This is a genomic window from Pseudomonas sp. TE6283 (genome assembly GCF_054060555.1).
The window spans coordinates 503805-516836 of the sequence record NZ_JBSSDH010000001.1 but is presented as its reverse complement, the minus strand read 5'-3'; the positions used below and the strand labels follow the sequence as shown (position 1 = coordinate 516836).

Below are 13032 nucleotides of genomic sequence, written 5' to 3'. Positions count from 1 at the left end.
TCACCGCACCTGGCGCTGCCCTTCGGCCTGCTCGACCCGGTTGCGGCCTTGGGCCTTGGCCCGGTAGAGCGCTTGGTCGGCGCTGGCCAGCAGTTCGTCGAGGCTGGGCGCCGGGGTGTCGGCGGCGCAGCCGCTCAGGCCGATGCTGACGGTGATCCGCAGTGCCTGCTCTGGCTGGGCGATATGCAGGTCCTGCACTGCCCGGCGCAGGCGCTCGGCGGTAAACCTGGCCAGCTCCGGCGCCAGCCCCGGCACGATGATGACGAACTCCTCGCCACCCAGGCGGGCGAACAGCTCGCCGTCGTGCAACTGGTCCTGCAGGGTCATGGCGAACTGGCGCAGCACCTGATCGCCGACCCCGTGGCCATGCCGGTCGTTGATGGTCTTGAAATGGTCGATATCGAGCATCATCAGGGTCAAGGGCAACTGCGGCGTGTGCTGACGGCTGTCCAGCAGGGCGTTGGCGCGGCGGGTGAAGGCACTGCGCGACAGTGTGCCGGTGAGGTGGTCGATGGTTGCCTGATGCGCCAGGCGCGCCATCAGGCTGCGGTTGGCGCTGCTGACGCAGGCCAGCACCAGCGGGCCGAGCACCAGCATGGCGATGCCCAGGCGTGCCGACATCAGGGTGGTGACCCCCGACTCGCTCTGGGGAATGCTGAAGTGCATGAGGTTCTGCGCCACGGCGACGATCAGCGTACTGCCCGCGGTCAGGGCCAGCAGCGCCACCAGGAACGGTGAATAGCTCAGCGCGCACCACAGCAGTGCGGCGATCGGGAAGGCGATGGCCCCCGGGCCGCCGAAGACGATGCTGACCGCCAGCGAGGCCAGCAGTACCAGCAGCGGTGCCAGGCGGATCGGCTGGCTGCCGTGGCCGCTCAAGGCGCGGGGCGAGGGTGCGGTGAGCAGCACGGGCAGGACCAGCACGCTGGTGGAGAACTGCTCGCTGAACCAGGCAAGCCATGTGGCGCGCAGCGATTGTTCGAACCAGGGCGTGGCCATCACACAGGCCAGGCTGGCGGCGACCATGGCACCGACCGCGCAGGCGCCGAACAGGCGCAGGGTGCCGTGGGGCGTACGCAGGCGTCGATGCACGCGTGGCAGGCGGGCCATCAGGTACCAGATGCTGACGATGGCGCCGAGGTTGCACAGGTTGAACCACAGGGCCGGTTTCCAGGCGCTGCCGCAGCCGAGGTCGGCGACCACCATGGCCAGGTAGATGAGGGCGAATCCGGAAGGGGTGGCCTGGCGCGGATTGCGCAACAGCACCCCGGCGAGCACGGCGTTCACCGGCCAGAACAGCGACAGCGACTCGATGGGGCGGGCGAGGATGCCGGCCAGGGTCAATGCCAGGGTCAGGCCGAACAGGATCAGCGGGGGCAGCAGGCGCGACGGAGCTGATGACACCATGGGCTCGACCGACAAGCGAAGACAGAATCCAGGAAAACGGCCGTAGGCACCTGGGACGATAGTCTGTGAGTGTCTTTCAACTGCCCAATTGATGTCAATTCGCCGCAAACCGCCTGGATCGTGGCGACTACAGGCCGAACACCCACGGCACCATCAGCACGGTGACCAGCATCACCAGGAAGGTGAAGGGCACCCCGACCTTGACGAAGTCCCCGAAGCGGTACTGCCCGGGCCCCAGCACCAGGGTGTTGACCGGCGACGACACCGGCGTCATGAACGCCGCCGACGCCGCCAGGGCCACGGTCATGGCGAACGGGTAGGGCGACATGCCCAGCTGCTGCGCGGTGCTGACCGCCACCGGGGCCATCAGTACCGCCGTCGCGGTGTTGGAGATGAACAGGCCGATCAGCGCGGTGAGGGCGAACAGGCAGGCGAGGATCACGCTCGGCCCTGCGCCGCCGAGGGCGCCGACCAGCGCGCCGACGGCCAGGTCGATGCCGCCGGTCTTCTGCAGGGCGAGGGCGAAAGGCAGCATGCCGACGATCAGCACCAGGCTCTGCCAGTGGATGGCGCGGTAGGCGCTGTTCATGTCGATGCAACGGCCGGCGCCCATCAGCAGGCAGCCGATCAAGGCGGCGATGACGTTGGGCACCAGGCCGCTGACCATCAGCCCGACCATCACCGCCAGGCTGATCAACGCGTAGGGCGCGCGGGCGCGGGCCGGGGCGACCTGGTCGATTTCCGCCGGCAGGCTCAGCACCAGGAAGTCGCGGGGCTTGCCCTGCAGCTGGCGCACCGCTTTCCATGGGCCGACCACCAGCAGGGTGTCGCCCAGTCGCAGCTTCTCTTCCACCAATTGCCCTTCGATCGCTTGCAGGTCGCGGCGCAGGCCGACCACGTTGAGGTCGTAGCGCGTGCGGAAGGTCAGTTCGAGGAGGGTCTTGCCGATCAGTTGTGAGCCCGGAGGCAACGAGATCTCGGCCATGCCCACTTCCTGGGACTGGTCGATGAAATAGGCCGCCTTGAAGTGCAGGGGTTCGAGCAGCATCGACTGGCACAGGCTGCGCAGGTCGTCGCGGTTGGCGAACAGGTCCAGCAGCAGCACGTCGTCCTGTTGCAGCAGGGTACCGGAGTCGGCAGTGATCACCCGGGTGGTGAATTTGTGCTGGCGCTCGATGCCGATCACGTTGGCGCCGTGGCGGGTGCGCAACTCCAGCTCGCCCAGTGTGTGGCCGATCAGCGGCGAATGGGGGCGGATGCGCAGGCGCCGCTCGCGGCCGCTGAGCTTGTAGTCCAGTACCAGGTCGAGCAGGGTGCGGCGGCTTTCGACGCGGCCGTCCTTGCGCACCTCGCCGTTGAGCCAGTGGCGGGTCAGCAGCATGTAGCCGATACCCAGCACCAGCACCACCAGGCCGAAGGGAGTGAAGCTGAAAAAGCCGAAGCCGCTTTCGCCGTGGCGCACCAGCTCGCTGTGCACCACCACGTTCGGCGGGGTCGCCACCAGGCTGAGCATGCCGCTGATCAGGCCGGCGAAGCTCAGCGGCATCATCATCCGGCTGGGCGAAAGCTGCAGGCGTGCGGCGATGCTCAGCACCACCGGGATGAAGATCGCCACCACGCCAGTGGAACTCATCACCGAGCCCAGGCCAGCCACCGCGACCATCAGCAGCACCAGCAGGCGCGCCTCGCTGTTGCCGGCGCGTTCGCTCATCCATTCACCGATGCGGTAGGCGATGCCGGTGCGCACCAGCCCCTCGCCAATCACGAACAGCGCGGCAATCAGTACCACGTTGGGGTCGCTGAAACCGGCCAGGGCTTGCTCCACGGTCAGAATGCCGGACAGCGGCAGCGCGAGAATCACCAGCAGGGCAACCACGTCCATACGCGGACGGTTGATGATGAACAGGACGACGACGACGGCCAGCAGGCCTAGGACCCAGAGCAACTCATGGTTCATGGGGAGGGGATGTTCCTTCACACAGGGGCACGATAGGCGATGGCCCTAGTGTGGCAGCTCGACGCGAATGCGTCGTTGACGTGCTGCAGTGTTTTTGCCGGTTGGCGATCTGCTGCGTAATGGCTGGGCGCTTGGGGCGGGCCCGCGGCCCCCCCCCGTACTGCTGAATCAGTGGCGATGCTTGTGCTTGCGGTTGCTGTCGCCCATATGGTTGCCGAGCGCGCCGCCCGCCGCGCCGCCCAGGCCTGCGCCGATGGTCGAGCCGTTGGCGCCGCCGAGCTTGCCGCCGATCAGCGAGCCACCGGCCGAACCCAGGCCGCCACCGATGGCGGCTTCGGCCCGGTTGCCCTTGCGGGCGCCCACCGCGCTGCCGGCCGCACCGCCCAGGCCCGCGCCGATGGCTGCGCCGGTGCTGCCGCCGATCTGTTTGCCGACCACGTTGCCCAGGGCGCCACCCAGGCCGCCGCCGATGGCCGCAGTGCCGTCACCGGCGAAGGCGCCCTGGCAGAGCAGCAGGCCGAGGGCGAGGGAAGGCAGAGTCAGACGCATGTTGTGAACCTCAGGGAAGTCATCAGAAGTAGGGTGCCGCGTGATTGGCGGCGAGTCAGGGTTGGAATGACGCTTCAGCGGTAGTAGCGGTCACGGTACTGGCGGTCGTCATCGTCACGGTCGTGGCGATGGTGATGACGGTGGCCGCGGTCACGGTCGCGCCAGCCGTCGTCATCGTCGTGGTAGTGATTGCTGTAGCAGCCGCCGAGCAGCAGCAGGGTGGCGATCATCGAAAGGCTGGCAAAGCGTTTCATCACGTTATAGGTCCTTGATCCGCAACGGTTTACGCGGTACCTCCTGAGACCTGTGGCGATCGATTTGGTTCTTTGCCGCGCAAATTTTTATCGCGGCGGCGATGAGCGGCAGTGGCGATTCCCCGGTCGGCCAGGCGGTGCTAGAGTCAGCTTCTTTTTTGTCCCGAGGATGGAACATGCGAGCAATTCTGCCGATCACCGTGGCGCTGCTGCTGGCGGGCTGTGCATCGTCGACCATGGAAGCGGCGCGCAACGGGTCGCCCACCGCACGCCTGGATTCGCACAAGACGCCGGACCTTGTCGCCCAGTGCATCCAGTTCAGCTGGCAGGAGGAAAACACCTTCGGGGTCGATGCCAGCGGTTACCTGGAGGCGCGCAAGCAGGGTGGGTTCACGGTGTACACCCGAGAGGCCGAGTCGTTCGTCGATGTCTACGCCCAGGCCGGGGGCACCCGTGTGGACTACTACGCGCAGAAGGACGACCAGATGGCCCTGCGCCGTCGCGCGGCGGCGGCGACCTGCCTGTAGGGCCATCCCCCCCGGTGGTCACATCGGCAACAACCTGTCCTGAATCACTTCTTTCATCACCAGTGTCGAGCTCAAGCGCTTGACATTGGGGATGCTCGTCAGCTGTTCGTCGTACAGTTTCTGGAACGCCGGCAGGTCCTTGGTCACCACATGCAGCAAGTAGTCCGGATCGCCGAACAGGCGTTGGGCCTCGACAATCTGCGCAATTTCCCCGAGCGCCGCCTCGAAGTCCGCCACCGGCTGGCGGGTCACTTCACGCAGGGTCACGAACACCAGCGCGGCGAAATTCAGGCCCAGGGCCGCCGGAGCCAGGCGAGCGTGGTAGCCGAGGATGGCGCCGGATTCCTCCAGCGCCTTGAGGCGGCGGTGGCAGGGCGAAAGGCTCAGGCCCACGCGCTCGGCCAGTTCGGTAACAGACAGGCGCCCGTCTTTCTGCAGCTCGGCAAGGATTTTTCGATCGGTTCGATCCATAGGGGAGAATCTTCCAGTATTCGGCGTGTTGCAGGGAATATACGAAAGAAAATCCCTGGGTGATATCCGTAGTCTTTCTTCCATCGAAACCTGTGTGGAAGGAAGGGTCGACATGACCATGAGTGTATTGGCGGCGTTCTGGGCCGTCTCCCTGCTGTTCGTGATCACCCCTGGTGCCGACTGGGCCTATGCCATCTCGGCCGGCATGCGCGGGCGTTGGGTGGTACCGGCGGTGGCCGGCATGCTCTCCGGGCATTTCCTGGTCACCCTGGTGGTGGCGGCCGGGGTCGGTAGCCTGCTCGCCGGGCACCCGCTGGCGCTCACCCTGCTGACCTTGGCTGGCTGCGTTTACCTGCTGTGGCTGGGCGGCAACCTGCTGCTGAGCCCGGCGGTCCCCGAGGCGGGCGAAGGCGGCGAGCGAGACTCGGGGTCGCGCTGGGCGTTCAAGGGCCTGTGCGTGAGTGGGCTCAACCCCAAGGTCTTCCTGTTGTTCCTGGCGTTGTTGCCGCAGTTCACCGATCCGCAGTCGAGCTGGCCGCTGCCGCTGCAGATCCTGCTGCTGGGGCTGGTACACCTGGGCAGCTCGCTGGTGGTCTACCTGATGGTCGGCTATGGGGCCAAGGCCGTGCTGCGCACCCGGCCTGTGGCGGCGCGGGCGGTGGGGCGGCTGTCCGGCGGCGTGATGATCCTGATTGCCGTGGGGCTGATTGCCGGACAGTTGCGTTGATCCTCTCAACGGCGGCGGCTTGGGCTATGCTGGCGACCCCATGAACCGGAACCGCCAACCATGAAATATGCCGCCGCACTCTTGCTCAGCCTGCTTCCGTTGCTGGCCCATGCCGTGCAGACCGGGGAAACCCTCGCACCCTGGACCCTGCTTGACCAGTACGATCAGCCCTACAGTCTGGGCGCCGACACCCGCATCCTGCTGGTCGCCCGCGACATGGACGGTGCCAAGCTGGTGAAGGCGGCGCTGGCCGAACAACCCAAGGGCTATCTCGAGGCGCGTGGTGCGGTGTTTGTTGCGGATATCCAGCGCATGCCGGCACTGATCAGCAAGCTGTTCGCCATCCCGGCCATGCGCGACTACAGCTACCGGGTGCTGTTGGACCGTGAAGGCCGGGTCGCCAGCCGCTATGCCGGGGAGCAGGGCAAGGTGCTGTGGCTCTCGCTGGACAATGGCGTACTGGTCGGGCAGAAGAGCTATACCGCAGCCGATGACCTGAAAGCGGCATTGGACCAGGCCAGCCGCTGAAACCTGCGGGCTTGCCCGGCGACAGCACGGCAGGTTCAGGGAAACGCCTGGCGCATCAATTCAGGCAACACCTCGCCTGCCTTGCCGGCCAACGCAAACGCCCGCGGATGCTGCTCACTCGCAGGCTGCGGGTTGACCTGCACCACCGTCGCCCCCGCCGCCAACGCCAGGCGTGGCATCGAGGCCGCCGGCTGCACCATGCCGGACGTTCCCACCGACAACAGCACATCGCATTGCTGTGCGGCTTCGAATGCCCGCGCCAGCGTCTGCTCCGGCAACCTCTCGCCGAACCATACCACCCCGGGGCGTACCGGCCCGGCGCAGTGGGTGCAACGTGGAGGCTCGATGCGCCGGCCTTGCAGGGCGTCCTCGGGCACGGCCACCGGTCCGTCCACCCGGCGTGCGCAGTCCAGGCAGCGGAACGCATCCAGCCGGCCATGCAAATGCAGCACGTCCTGGCTGCCAGCGCGTTCGTGCAGGTCATCGACGTTCTGCGTCACCAGCGTCAGCTTCGGCACCCGCGTCGCCAGCGCGGCGATGGCCAGGTGGGCGGCGTTTGGCGTGGCCCGGGCGATCCCGGCGCGGCGCATCTGGTACCAGCCCCAGACCAGCGCCGGATCGGCGCGAAAGCCTTCGGCACTGGCCAGCTGCGCCGGGTCGAAGCGTTCCCACAACCCGGTCAGCTTGTCGCGGAAGGTGGCAATGCCGCTTTCGGCGCTGACGCCGGCGCCGGTGAACACCACCACATGGCGGGCTTGGGCGAGCAAGGTTGGATCGAACGGCATGGGGGCTCCACGGCGTGGGTGCTGGACAGCTACCAACTGTGCCAGTGGGTGGCAGGCCGGACAAGATCCGAGTGAACCCTTGCTGTGTTCGGCGACCCAACCCAGTACATGCCAATAGGAGAAGACTCATGGAAATCGGAACACTGTGGTTCGTCGTCGCCCTCGTGGTCATCCTCCTGGAGCTCTGGGCCATCTGGCATATCATCGGCAGTGACCGACGCGCCGAACGCAAGATGCTGTGGGTGGTGTTCGTGGTCTACGCGCCGTTCCCCGGCCTGTTGATCTGGGCTTGGCGCGGGCCGCGGGCAGTGAAGGGGCGGGCGGTGCTGCACGAGAAATAGAGGCGTTGGATATTCAAGGGGGCACGATCTGCGGTGCTTTGAAGGGCTTGACCTCGACTTAGCCTGAGGTTTGATACTCGGCCGCTCATTCCATCGACGGAGCGATACCATGACCCAGCCAGCCGCCTTCGCCCTGAGCAACCCCGAAGGCCTCTACGACCCCAGTGGCAATGCCTATTCCCATGTCGCCGAAGTACGCGCCGGCAGTCGCCTGCTGTACATCGCCGGGCAGGGCGGCGAGGACCTGCAGGGCAACCTGTCGGCGCGTTTCGATGAGCAGGCGCGCCAGGCCCTGGTGAACCTGAAGATCGCCCTGGCCTCCCGTGGGGCTGCCCTCGAGCACGTGTTCAAGCTCACCTTGCTGGTGGTCGACCATTCCGAGGCGCGCCTGAGCCAGTGGGTGGCCGAGGCCCAGCGCGCCTGGGGTGACCGAATGACGCCGACCTGCACGCTGATTCCGGTCCCGCGCCTGGCGCTGGACGGAATGCTGGTGGAAGTGGATGCGGTGGCGGCGCTGCCCGAATAACCTGGCCCTGCACGGTCCCTGTAGGAGCGACCTTGTGTCGCGAAAGGGGCGCGTAGCGGTCCCAGGATTTCAGCGTTGGTGCAAAGATCGCCGGGGCCGCTTTGCGGCCCTTTCGCGACACAAGGCCGCTCCTGCAGGGGGTAGTCCAAACCATTGTGCAAGGGCTTGCTCCATGGTGGGCTGGTAGACTCGCGAATTGCGAATTGATCGAGCCTGCACCATGACTGTCCCTGTCGAGTTGCTCCAGACCGGCCCCGAGCACGCCGAGCTGGTGCGTAACCTCTACCAGTTCTACGCCTACGAATCCTCCGACTGGGAGCAGGAGGACGTCGAGGTGGACGGGCGCTTCTACATCCACGAGCCGCACTTCGCCCGCTACTGGCAAACCCCCGGCTGGAGCGCCAGCCTGATCCTGGTGGACGGCTTCATCGCCGGCTTCATGCTCATCGAGCGCAGCGAGCTGCCCGGTATCGAGGCCTGCGAGCTGGCCGACCTGTTCATCCTCAGGAAGTACCGCCGCCAGGGCGTGGGCCTGGCAGTGGCGCGGCAGACGCTGTGCGAAGGCGACAGCGACTGGCTGGTGCGCTGCTATCCCGCGGATGCCCCGGCACTGGCGTTCTGCCAGGCAGTGCTGGCGGACCTGCCGCGTGCGGTCCGGGAGATCGCGCTGGATGATGAGCCGCCACTGCGCAACTTCCTGGTGACTCGGCAGCGGCACTGAAGCCTTGCGGATTTTTTTGTGATGCATTTCACAAAAGCCCCGCGTCGAGCGGCATAATGCCAGCACTTCGTAATTTCGGACTGTTCCGACGTACGGTCCGGAGGTTTCCTATTCCTGCTGTAAAGGAGTCAGGTCATTCCCATGTCGCTCGCCGCCAATCCCGACATGATGTACCGGTTGTTGATCCAGAGCGTGGCGGACTACGCCATCTACCAGCTCACCCCCGAGGGCATTGTCGCCAACTGGAACCCGGGCGCGCAGCGGGCCAAGGGCTACCGGGCCGAGGAGATCATCGGCCAGCACTTCTCGGTGTTCTATACCGACGAGGACCGCCATGCCGGGCTGCCGGCACGCAGCCTGGACACCGCGCGCAACGAGGGGCGTTTCCAGGCCGAAGGGCTGCGCCAGCGCAAGGATGGGTCGCACTTCTGGACCAGCGTGGTGATCGAGCCGATCAAGGATGAACTCAGTGGCCAGTTGATCGGCTATGCCAAGATCACCCGCGACATTTCCGAGCGCCGCCAGCATGAGCTGGAGCTGCTCAAGGCCAAGGAGTTGGCCGAACAGTACAGCCAGGAGATGACTACCCTGTCGCAATTCCTCGACTCGGTGATCGCCAACATTCCCGCCAGCGTCATTGTCCAGGACCTGCAGAGCCAGCAGATCCTCCTGGCCAACCAGCAGGCCGAGCGCTTGTTCGGCCGCCAGGGCACGCGCATGGTCGGCCAGTTGCCGCGCCAGTGCCTGGTGCCGGCGGCCGTCGACTACCTCGAACAACAGTTGGCGCGCGGGGCGCGCAGCACCAAGGGCCACGCCGCCGAAACCCGGGTCGATACCGCCTCTGGGCCGCGTACCCTGCGTAGCCGGGCCACGCTCTGCGACAACCGCGAAGGGCAGGGTGACTACGTGCTGTTCGTCGCCGAGGACGCCACCGAGGAGCTGGCCGCCCATGCCCAGATCCACCACATGGCCCATCACGACGCGCTGACCGGGCTGCCCAACCGTACTCTGTTTCACGAGCGTCTCAAGCAGGCGCTGCTGCGCGGCGAGGACAGCGGCAAGCTGACCGCCGCCCTGTGCCTGGACCTGGACAACTTCAAGAACATCAACGACACCCTCGGCCACGCCTTCGGCGACAAGCTGCTGCGCGCCCTGGGCAAGCGCCTGCGCCGCGAGCTGCGCGAGCACGACACCCTGGCCCGGCTTGGCGGCGACGAGTTCGCCGTTGTGCTGTCGGGCCTGGAGACCTGTGACGCCGCGCGCATCACCGCCCAGCGCCTGATCGAGGCGATCTGCCCGCCGTTCCATATCGAAGGGCACCAGTTCAGCGTAGGGGTGAGCATCGGCGTGGCGGTCGCGCCCGACGACCACCACCAGGCCGAGCAGTTGCTGGGCTACGCCGACATGGCCCTGTACGAGGCCAAGCGCAACGGCCGCAACCGCTACGAGTGCTTCCATGTCGAACTGGATGTCGCCGCCCGCCAGCGCCGCCTGGTCGAAACCGACCTACGCACCGCGCTGCACCTGGGCCAGCTGCAACTGCACTACCAGCCGGTGGTGGACCAGCAGAACGCCACTGTTACCGGTTACGAGGCCCTGCTGCGTTGGGAGCACCCGAGCCGCGGCATGATCATGCCGATGGATTTCATTCCCATCGCCGAGGAAACCGGCCTGATCCACGAGATCGGCGCCCGGGCGCTGAACCTGGCGTGTCAGGAGGCGGCCAGCTGGGGCACCACCCAGACGGTGTCGGTCAACCTCTCGGCGGTGCAGTTCAAGAATGCCAGCCTGGTGCATACCGTGGCCCTGGCCCTGGCCGACTCGGGCCTGCCGGCCACGCGCCTGGAGCTGGAGATCACCGAGTCGGTGCTGCTGGGCAACAGCGAGGAGAACGTGCGGACCCTACGGGCGCTGAAGGACCTGGGGGTGTCGATTTCCCTCGACGATTTCGGCACGGGGTACTCTTCGCTGGGCTACCTGCGCTCGTTCCCGTTCGACCGGATCAAGATCGACAAGTCGTTCGTCCACGACATGTGCGAAAGCCGCGAGGCGATGTCGATCATCCGCGCCATCACCGAGCTGTCCAACAGCCTGATGATCAAGACCACGGCCGAAGGGGTGGAGTCGGCCGAGCAGATGGAGCGCCTGCTGGCCGAGGGGTGTTCGCAGTTCCAGGGCTACCTGTATGGCCGGCCGGCGCCGGCGAGCGAGCGCCTGACGCAGGTGATGCCGCGAGCCTGACAGGCCGCAAAGCGGCCCCAGCAATCTTTGCATCACAACTGAGATCCTGGCCACTTGAGTAAAAGTGGTCGATCAGCGAACAAAATGTACCAGCTGGACCACAAGGCTTTGTCGCGTCCCGGGGTTCTCTTCTAGAATCCGCCCATGCCCCGGCACCATGCCGGGGCCCTCGCCCGAGAGCCTCATGAGTTCCAGTTCGCCGCTGTCCGGAGTCAACCAGCCACTGCGCGGCATCGCCCTGGTGGTGGTGGCCACCTTCCTGTTCGCCAGCCACGACGCACTGTCGAAATTCCTCGGTGGGATCTATCCGATCATCATGGTGGTCTGGGTGCGTTACCTGGTGCACACCCTGCTGATGGCCGGGATCTTCCTGCCCAAGGCGGGCCTCGCGGTGCTGCGTACCCGCCGGCCGTTGCTGCAGACCCTGCGCGCGCTGAGCCTGCTCAGCACCAGCCTGCTGTTCACCGCCGGGTTGCAGTACCTGCCGCTGGCGGAGGCGACTTCGGTCAACTTCCTCGCGCCGGTACTGGTCACCGCGCTGTCGGTGCCGCTGCTCAAGGAGCGGGTGACGCCGGGGCAGTGGCTGGCGGTGGTGATGGGCTTTGGCGGCGTGCTGGTGGTGGTGCACCCGGGCGGAGCGATGTTCACCCCGGCCATCCTGTTTCCCTTCGGCTCGGCGCTGGGGTTCTGTTTCTACCAGTTGCTGACGCGCAAGCTGGCGGCCCACGACAGCCCGACCACCAGCAACTTCTACGCGGGGTTGTGCAACACCCTGATCATGACGGCGTTGGTGCCGTTTTTCTGGCAGGCGCCGCAATGGCCCCATGTGCCGCTGATGCTGGCGCTGGGCGGCTGCGGGATGACCGCGCACCTGTTGCTGACCCAGGCGTTCCGCCATGCTGCGCCGGCTTTACTGGCGCCGTTCAGCTATTGCCAGATCGTGTTCGCGGGGTTGCTGGGCCTGGTGGTGTTCGGCCAGGTGCCGGACGGCACGAGCCTGGTCGGCATCGCGGTGATCTGCCTCAGCGGGCTGGGGGCGGCCTGGATGCAGCGGCGGGCCTGAGGGGGCTGCGCCTTATCCCGTACCCTGCTGTTTGCGATAGGCTCCTGGCTGCACGCCGACCGCCTTGGCGAACGCCCGGGTAAAGGCCGCCACCGACTGATACCCCGCCTGCGCGCCCACCTGTTCGACGGTATTGCCCGTCTTGAGCAATTGGCAGGCATGGCGCATGCGCAGCGCCAGCAGTACCTGCCCGGGCGATTGCCCGGCCAGCTCGTTGAAGCGCTTGAAGAAGGCCGAGCGCGAAAGCCCCGTGCAGGCCGCCATGCTCTCCAGCGTCCAGGCCTGCCCCGGCTCCTCGATCAGGCGTTCCAGCAAGCCGGCGAAGGCCGGCTGGCGGGCGAGGGCGACCAGCCCGCCCAGCGACTGGCCGGCGTGCACCTGCTGGCGCAGCACATACAGGAACAGCAGGTGGGTGAGGCGTTCGAGCAGCGCCTGGGAGGGCTGCGGGCGACGGCATTCCTCGAGGATCAGCCCGAACAGCGCCCGCGCCGCACTGCCGGCCGGATCGCTGGCGCGCAGCAGGATCCAGTCCGCCAGCCCGTCGACGATCAGCGACGACAACCCCGACTGGAAGTGGAAGAACCCGCACACTAGCCCTACGCCGTCTCCGGCTTCGAGGTCCAGCGCCTGCATGCTTCGGCGCGGTTGGGCACAGGCGTCGGCGGCATCCTCGTCGCCGGACAGCCGATAGGCCAGGTCACGCAAAAGGAACACCGCATCGCCGCTCTCCAGGCGCAGCGGCTGCGCCTGGCCATCGATATGCAGCCAGCAATGGCCCTGCACCACCAGGTGGAAACTGGCCCGGCCCATGCCCTGGGTGCTGGCGTGCCAGCCGCCGCAGTAGCGGCCGACATGGAACAGGCTGGCGTCGAGCTCCAGGCTCTCTAATAACCAATCGACGAGGGGGCTGGAAGAAATCATCTAATGCAAGGACT

The 13032-nt window shown here is 66.5% G+C and carries 15 protein-coding genes; 8 read left to right on the top strand and 7 right to left on the bottom strand.

Going from position 1 to position 13032, the window contains the following annotated elements; genetic code table 11:
* From ACVWZ5_RS02555 to ACVWZ5_RS02540, 4 genes are all read right to left on the bottom strand, one after another.
* Entirely contained in the window at positions 1-1422 is a 1422-nt protein-coding gene (locus tag ACVWZ5_RS02555; RefSeq protein WP_069017199.1) for a GGDEF domain-containing protein, read from the bottom strand.
* Between the two features lie 112 nt (positions 1423-1534).
* The gene (locus ACVWZ5_RS02550) at positions 1535-3364 is read right to left on the bottom strand and encodes an SLC13 family permease (protein WP_301142091.1); all 1830 of its coding nucleotides are present in this window, start codon (positions 3362-3364) and stop codon (positions 1535-1537) included.
* 168 nt (positions 3365-3532) lie between these two features.
* A complete protein-coding gene (locus ACVWZ5_RS02545; protein WP_062573575.1) occupies positions 3533-3913 on the bottom strand; it encodes a glycine zipper domain-containing protein in 381 nt (126 codons plus the stop codon).
* Positions 3914-3987: 74 nt separating this feature from the next.
* The gene (locus tag ACVWZ5_RS02540) at positions 3988-4167 is read right to left on the bottom strand and encodes a hypothetical protein (protein WP_028691840.1); all 180 of its coding nucleotides are present in this window, start codon (positions 4165-4167) and stop codon (positions 3988-3990) included.
* A 176-nt stretch (positions 4168-4343) separates the two neighbouring features.
* Between ACVWZ5_RS02540 and ACVWZ5_RS02535 the strand changes: the two genes are divergently transcribed.
* Positions 4344-4694 carry a hypothetical protein gene (locus ACVWZ5_RS02535; RefSeq protein WP_028691839.1) on the top strand — a complete coding sequence of 117 codons (351 nt, stop codon included), beginning with the start codon at positions 4344-4346 and terminating at the stop codon, positions 4692-4694.
* 18 nt (positions 4695-4712) lie between these two features.
* On the opposite strand, the gene ACVWZ5_RS02530 is transcribed toward ACVWZ5_RS02535, so the two are convergent.
* The gene (locus ACVWZ5_RS02530; protein ID WP_062573577.1) at positions 4713-5165 is read right to left on the bottom strand and encodes an Lrp/AsnC family transcriptional regulator; all 453 of its coding nucleotides are present in this window, start codon (positions 5163-5165) and stop codon (positions 4713-4715) included.
* Between the two features lie 112 nt (positions 5166-5277).
* On the opposite strand from ACVWZ5_RS02530, the gene ACVWZ5_RS02525 reads away from it, so the two are divergent.
* Together ACVWZ5_RS02525 and ACVWZ5_RS02520 are read left to right on the top strand one after the other, a co-directional pair.
* Entirely contained in the window at positions 5278-5892 is a 615-nt protein-coding gene (locus tag ACVWZ5_RS02525; protein ID WP_028691837.1) for a LysE family translocator, read from the top strand.
* Between the two features lie 60 nt (positions 5893-5952).
* Complete coding sequence (locus ACVWZ5_RS02520; RefSeq protein ID WP_062573578.1) at positions 5953-6420, top strand: hypothetical protein; 468 nt, start codon at positions 5953-5955, stop codon at positions 6418-6420.
* A 35-nt stretch (positions 6421-6455) separates the two neighbouring features.
* Here the strand turns inward: ACVWZ5_RS02520 and ACVWZ5_RS02515 are convergent, their stop codons facing one another.
* Positions 6456-7205, bottom strand: a complete 750-nt coding sequence (locus ACVWZ5_RS02515) for an SIR2 family NAD-dependent protein deacylase (RefSeq protein WP_062573579.1) — start codon at positions 7203-7205, stop codon at positions 6456-6458.
* Positions 7206-7333: 128 nt separating this feature from the next.
* Between ACVWZ5_RS02515 and ACVWZ5_RS02510 the strand changes: the two genes are divergently transcribed.
* The 5 genes from ACVWZ5_RS02510 to ACVWZ5_RS02490 all read left to right on the top strand — a co-directional run bounded on the left by ACVWZ5_RS02510 (position 7334) and on the right by ACVWZ5_RS02490 (position 12097).
* Positions 7334-7546, top strand: a complete 213-nt coding sequence (locus ACVWZ5_RS02510; protein WP_028691834.1) for a PLDc N-terminal domain-containing protein — start codon at positions 7334-7336, stop codon at positions 7544-7546.
* Between the two features lie 109 nt (positions 7547-7655).
* Positions 7656-8072, top strand: a complete 417-nt coding sequence (locus tag ACVWZ5_RS02505; RefSeq protein WP_062573580.1) for a RidA family protein — start codon at positions 7656-7658, stop codon at positions 8070-8072.
* A gap of 220 nt (positions 8073-8292) precedes the next feature.
* Positions 8293-8793 carry a hypothetical protein gene (locus ACVWZ5_RS02500; RefSeq protein WP_062573581.1) on the top strand — a complete coding sequence of 167 codons (501 nt, stop codon included), beginning with the start codon at positions 8293-8295 and terminating at the stop codon, positions 8791-8793.
* Positions 8794-8934: 141 nt separating this feature from the next.
* Positions 8935-11034 carry a putative bifunctional diguanylate cyclase/phosphodiesterase gene (locus ACVWZ5_RS02495; RefSeq protein ID WP_096048132.1) on the top strand — a complete coding sequence of 700 codons (2100 nt, stop codon included), beginning with the start codon at positions 8935-8937 and terminating at the stop codon, positions 11032-11034.
* A 184-nt stretch (positions 11035-11218) separates the two neighbouring features.
* A complete protein-coding gene (locus ACVWZ5_RS02490; RefSeq protein WP_186599499.1) occupies positions 11219-12097 on the top strand; it encodes a DMT family transporter in 879 nt (292 codons plus the stop codon).
* A 12-nt stretch (positions 12098-12109) separates the two neighbouring features.
* Here ACVWZ5_RS02490 and ACVWZ5_RS02485 read toward each other — a convergent pair whose 3' ends face one another.
* A complete protein-coding gene (locus ACVWZ5_RS02485; RefSeq protein WP_186599498.1) occupies positions 12110-13018 on the bottom strand; it encodes an AraC family transcriptional regulator in 909 nt (302 codons plus the stop codon).
* Between the last annotated feature and the right edge of the window lie 14 nt (positions 13019-13032).

Excerpts from the sequence above, each read along its gene's own strand:
- ACVWZ5_RS02550 (WP_301142091.1), bottom strand. The coding sequence starts at position 3,364 with ATGAACCATGAGTTGCTCTGGGTCCTAGGCCTGCTGGCCGTCGTCGTC.
- ACVWZ5_RS02545 (WP_062573575.1), bottom strand. The coding sequence starts at position 3,913 with ATGCGTCTGACTCTGCCTTCCCTCGCCCTCGGCCTGCTGCTCTGCCAG.
- ACVWZ5_RS02540 (WP_028691840.1), bottom strand. The coding sequence starts at position 4,167 with ATGAAACGCTTTGCCAGCCTTTCGATGATCGCCACCCTGCTGCTGCTC.
- ACVWZ5_RS02535 (WP_028691839.1), top strand. The coding sequence starts at position 4,344 with ATGCGAGCAATTCTGCCGATCACCGTGGCGCTGCTGCTGGCGGGCTGT.
- ACVWZ5_RS02530 (WP_062573577.1), bottom strand. The coding sequence starts at position 5,165 with ATGGATCGAACCGATCGAAAAATCCTTGCCGAGCTGCAGAAAGACGGG.
- ACVWZ5_RS02525 (WP_028691837.1), top strand. The coding sequence starts at position 5,278 with ATGACCATGAGTGTATTGGCGGCGTTCTGGGCCGTCTCCCTGCTGTTC.
- ACVWZ5_RS02520 (WP_062573578.1), top strand. The coding sequence starts at position 5,953 with ATGAAATATGCCGCCGCACTCTTGCTCAGCCTGCTTCCGTTGCTGGCC.
- ACVWZ5_RS02515 (WP_062573579.1), bottom strand. The coding sequence starts at position 7,205 with ATGCCGTTCGATCCAACCTTGCTCGCCCAAGCCCGCCATGTGGTGGTG.
- ACVWZ5_RS02510 (WP_028691834.1), top strand. The coding sequence starts at position 7,334 with ATGGAAATCGGAACACTGTGGTTCGTCGTCGCCCTCGTGGTCATCCTC.
- ACVWZ5_RS02505 (WP_062573580.1), top strand. The coding sequence starts at position 7,656 with ATGACCCAGCCAGCCGCCTTCGCCCTGAGCAACCCCGAAGGCCTCTAC.
- ACVWZ5_RS02500 (WP_062573581.1), top strand. The coding sequence starts at position 8,293 with ATGACTGTCCCTGTCGAGTTGCTCCAGACCGGCCCCGAGCACGCCGAG.
- ACVWZ5_RS02495 (WP_096048132.1), top strand. The coding sequence starts at position 8,935 with ATGTCGCTCGCCGCCAATCCCGACATGATGTACCGGTTGTTGATCCAG.
- ACVWZ5_RS02490 (WP_186599499.1), top strand. The coding sequence starts at position 11,219 with ATGAGTTCCAGTTCGCCGCTGTCCGGAGTCAACCAGCCACTGCGCGGC.
- ACVWZ5_RS02485 (WP_186599498.1), bottom strand. The coding sequence starts at position 13,018 with ATGATTTCTTCCAGCCCCCTCGTCGATTGGTTATTAGAGAGCCTGGAG.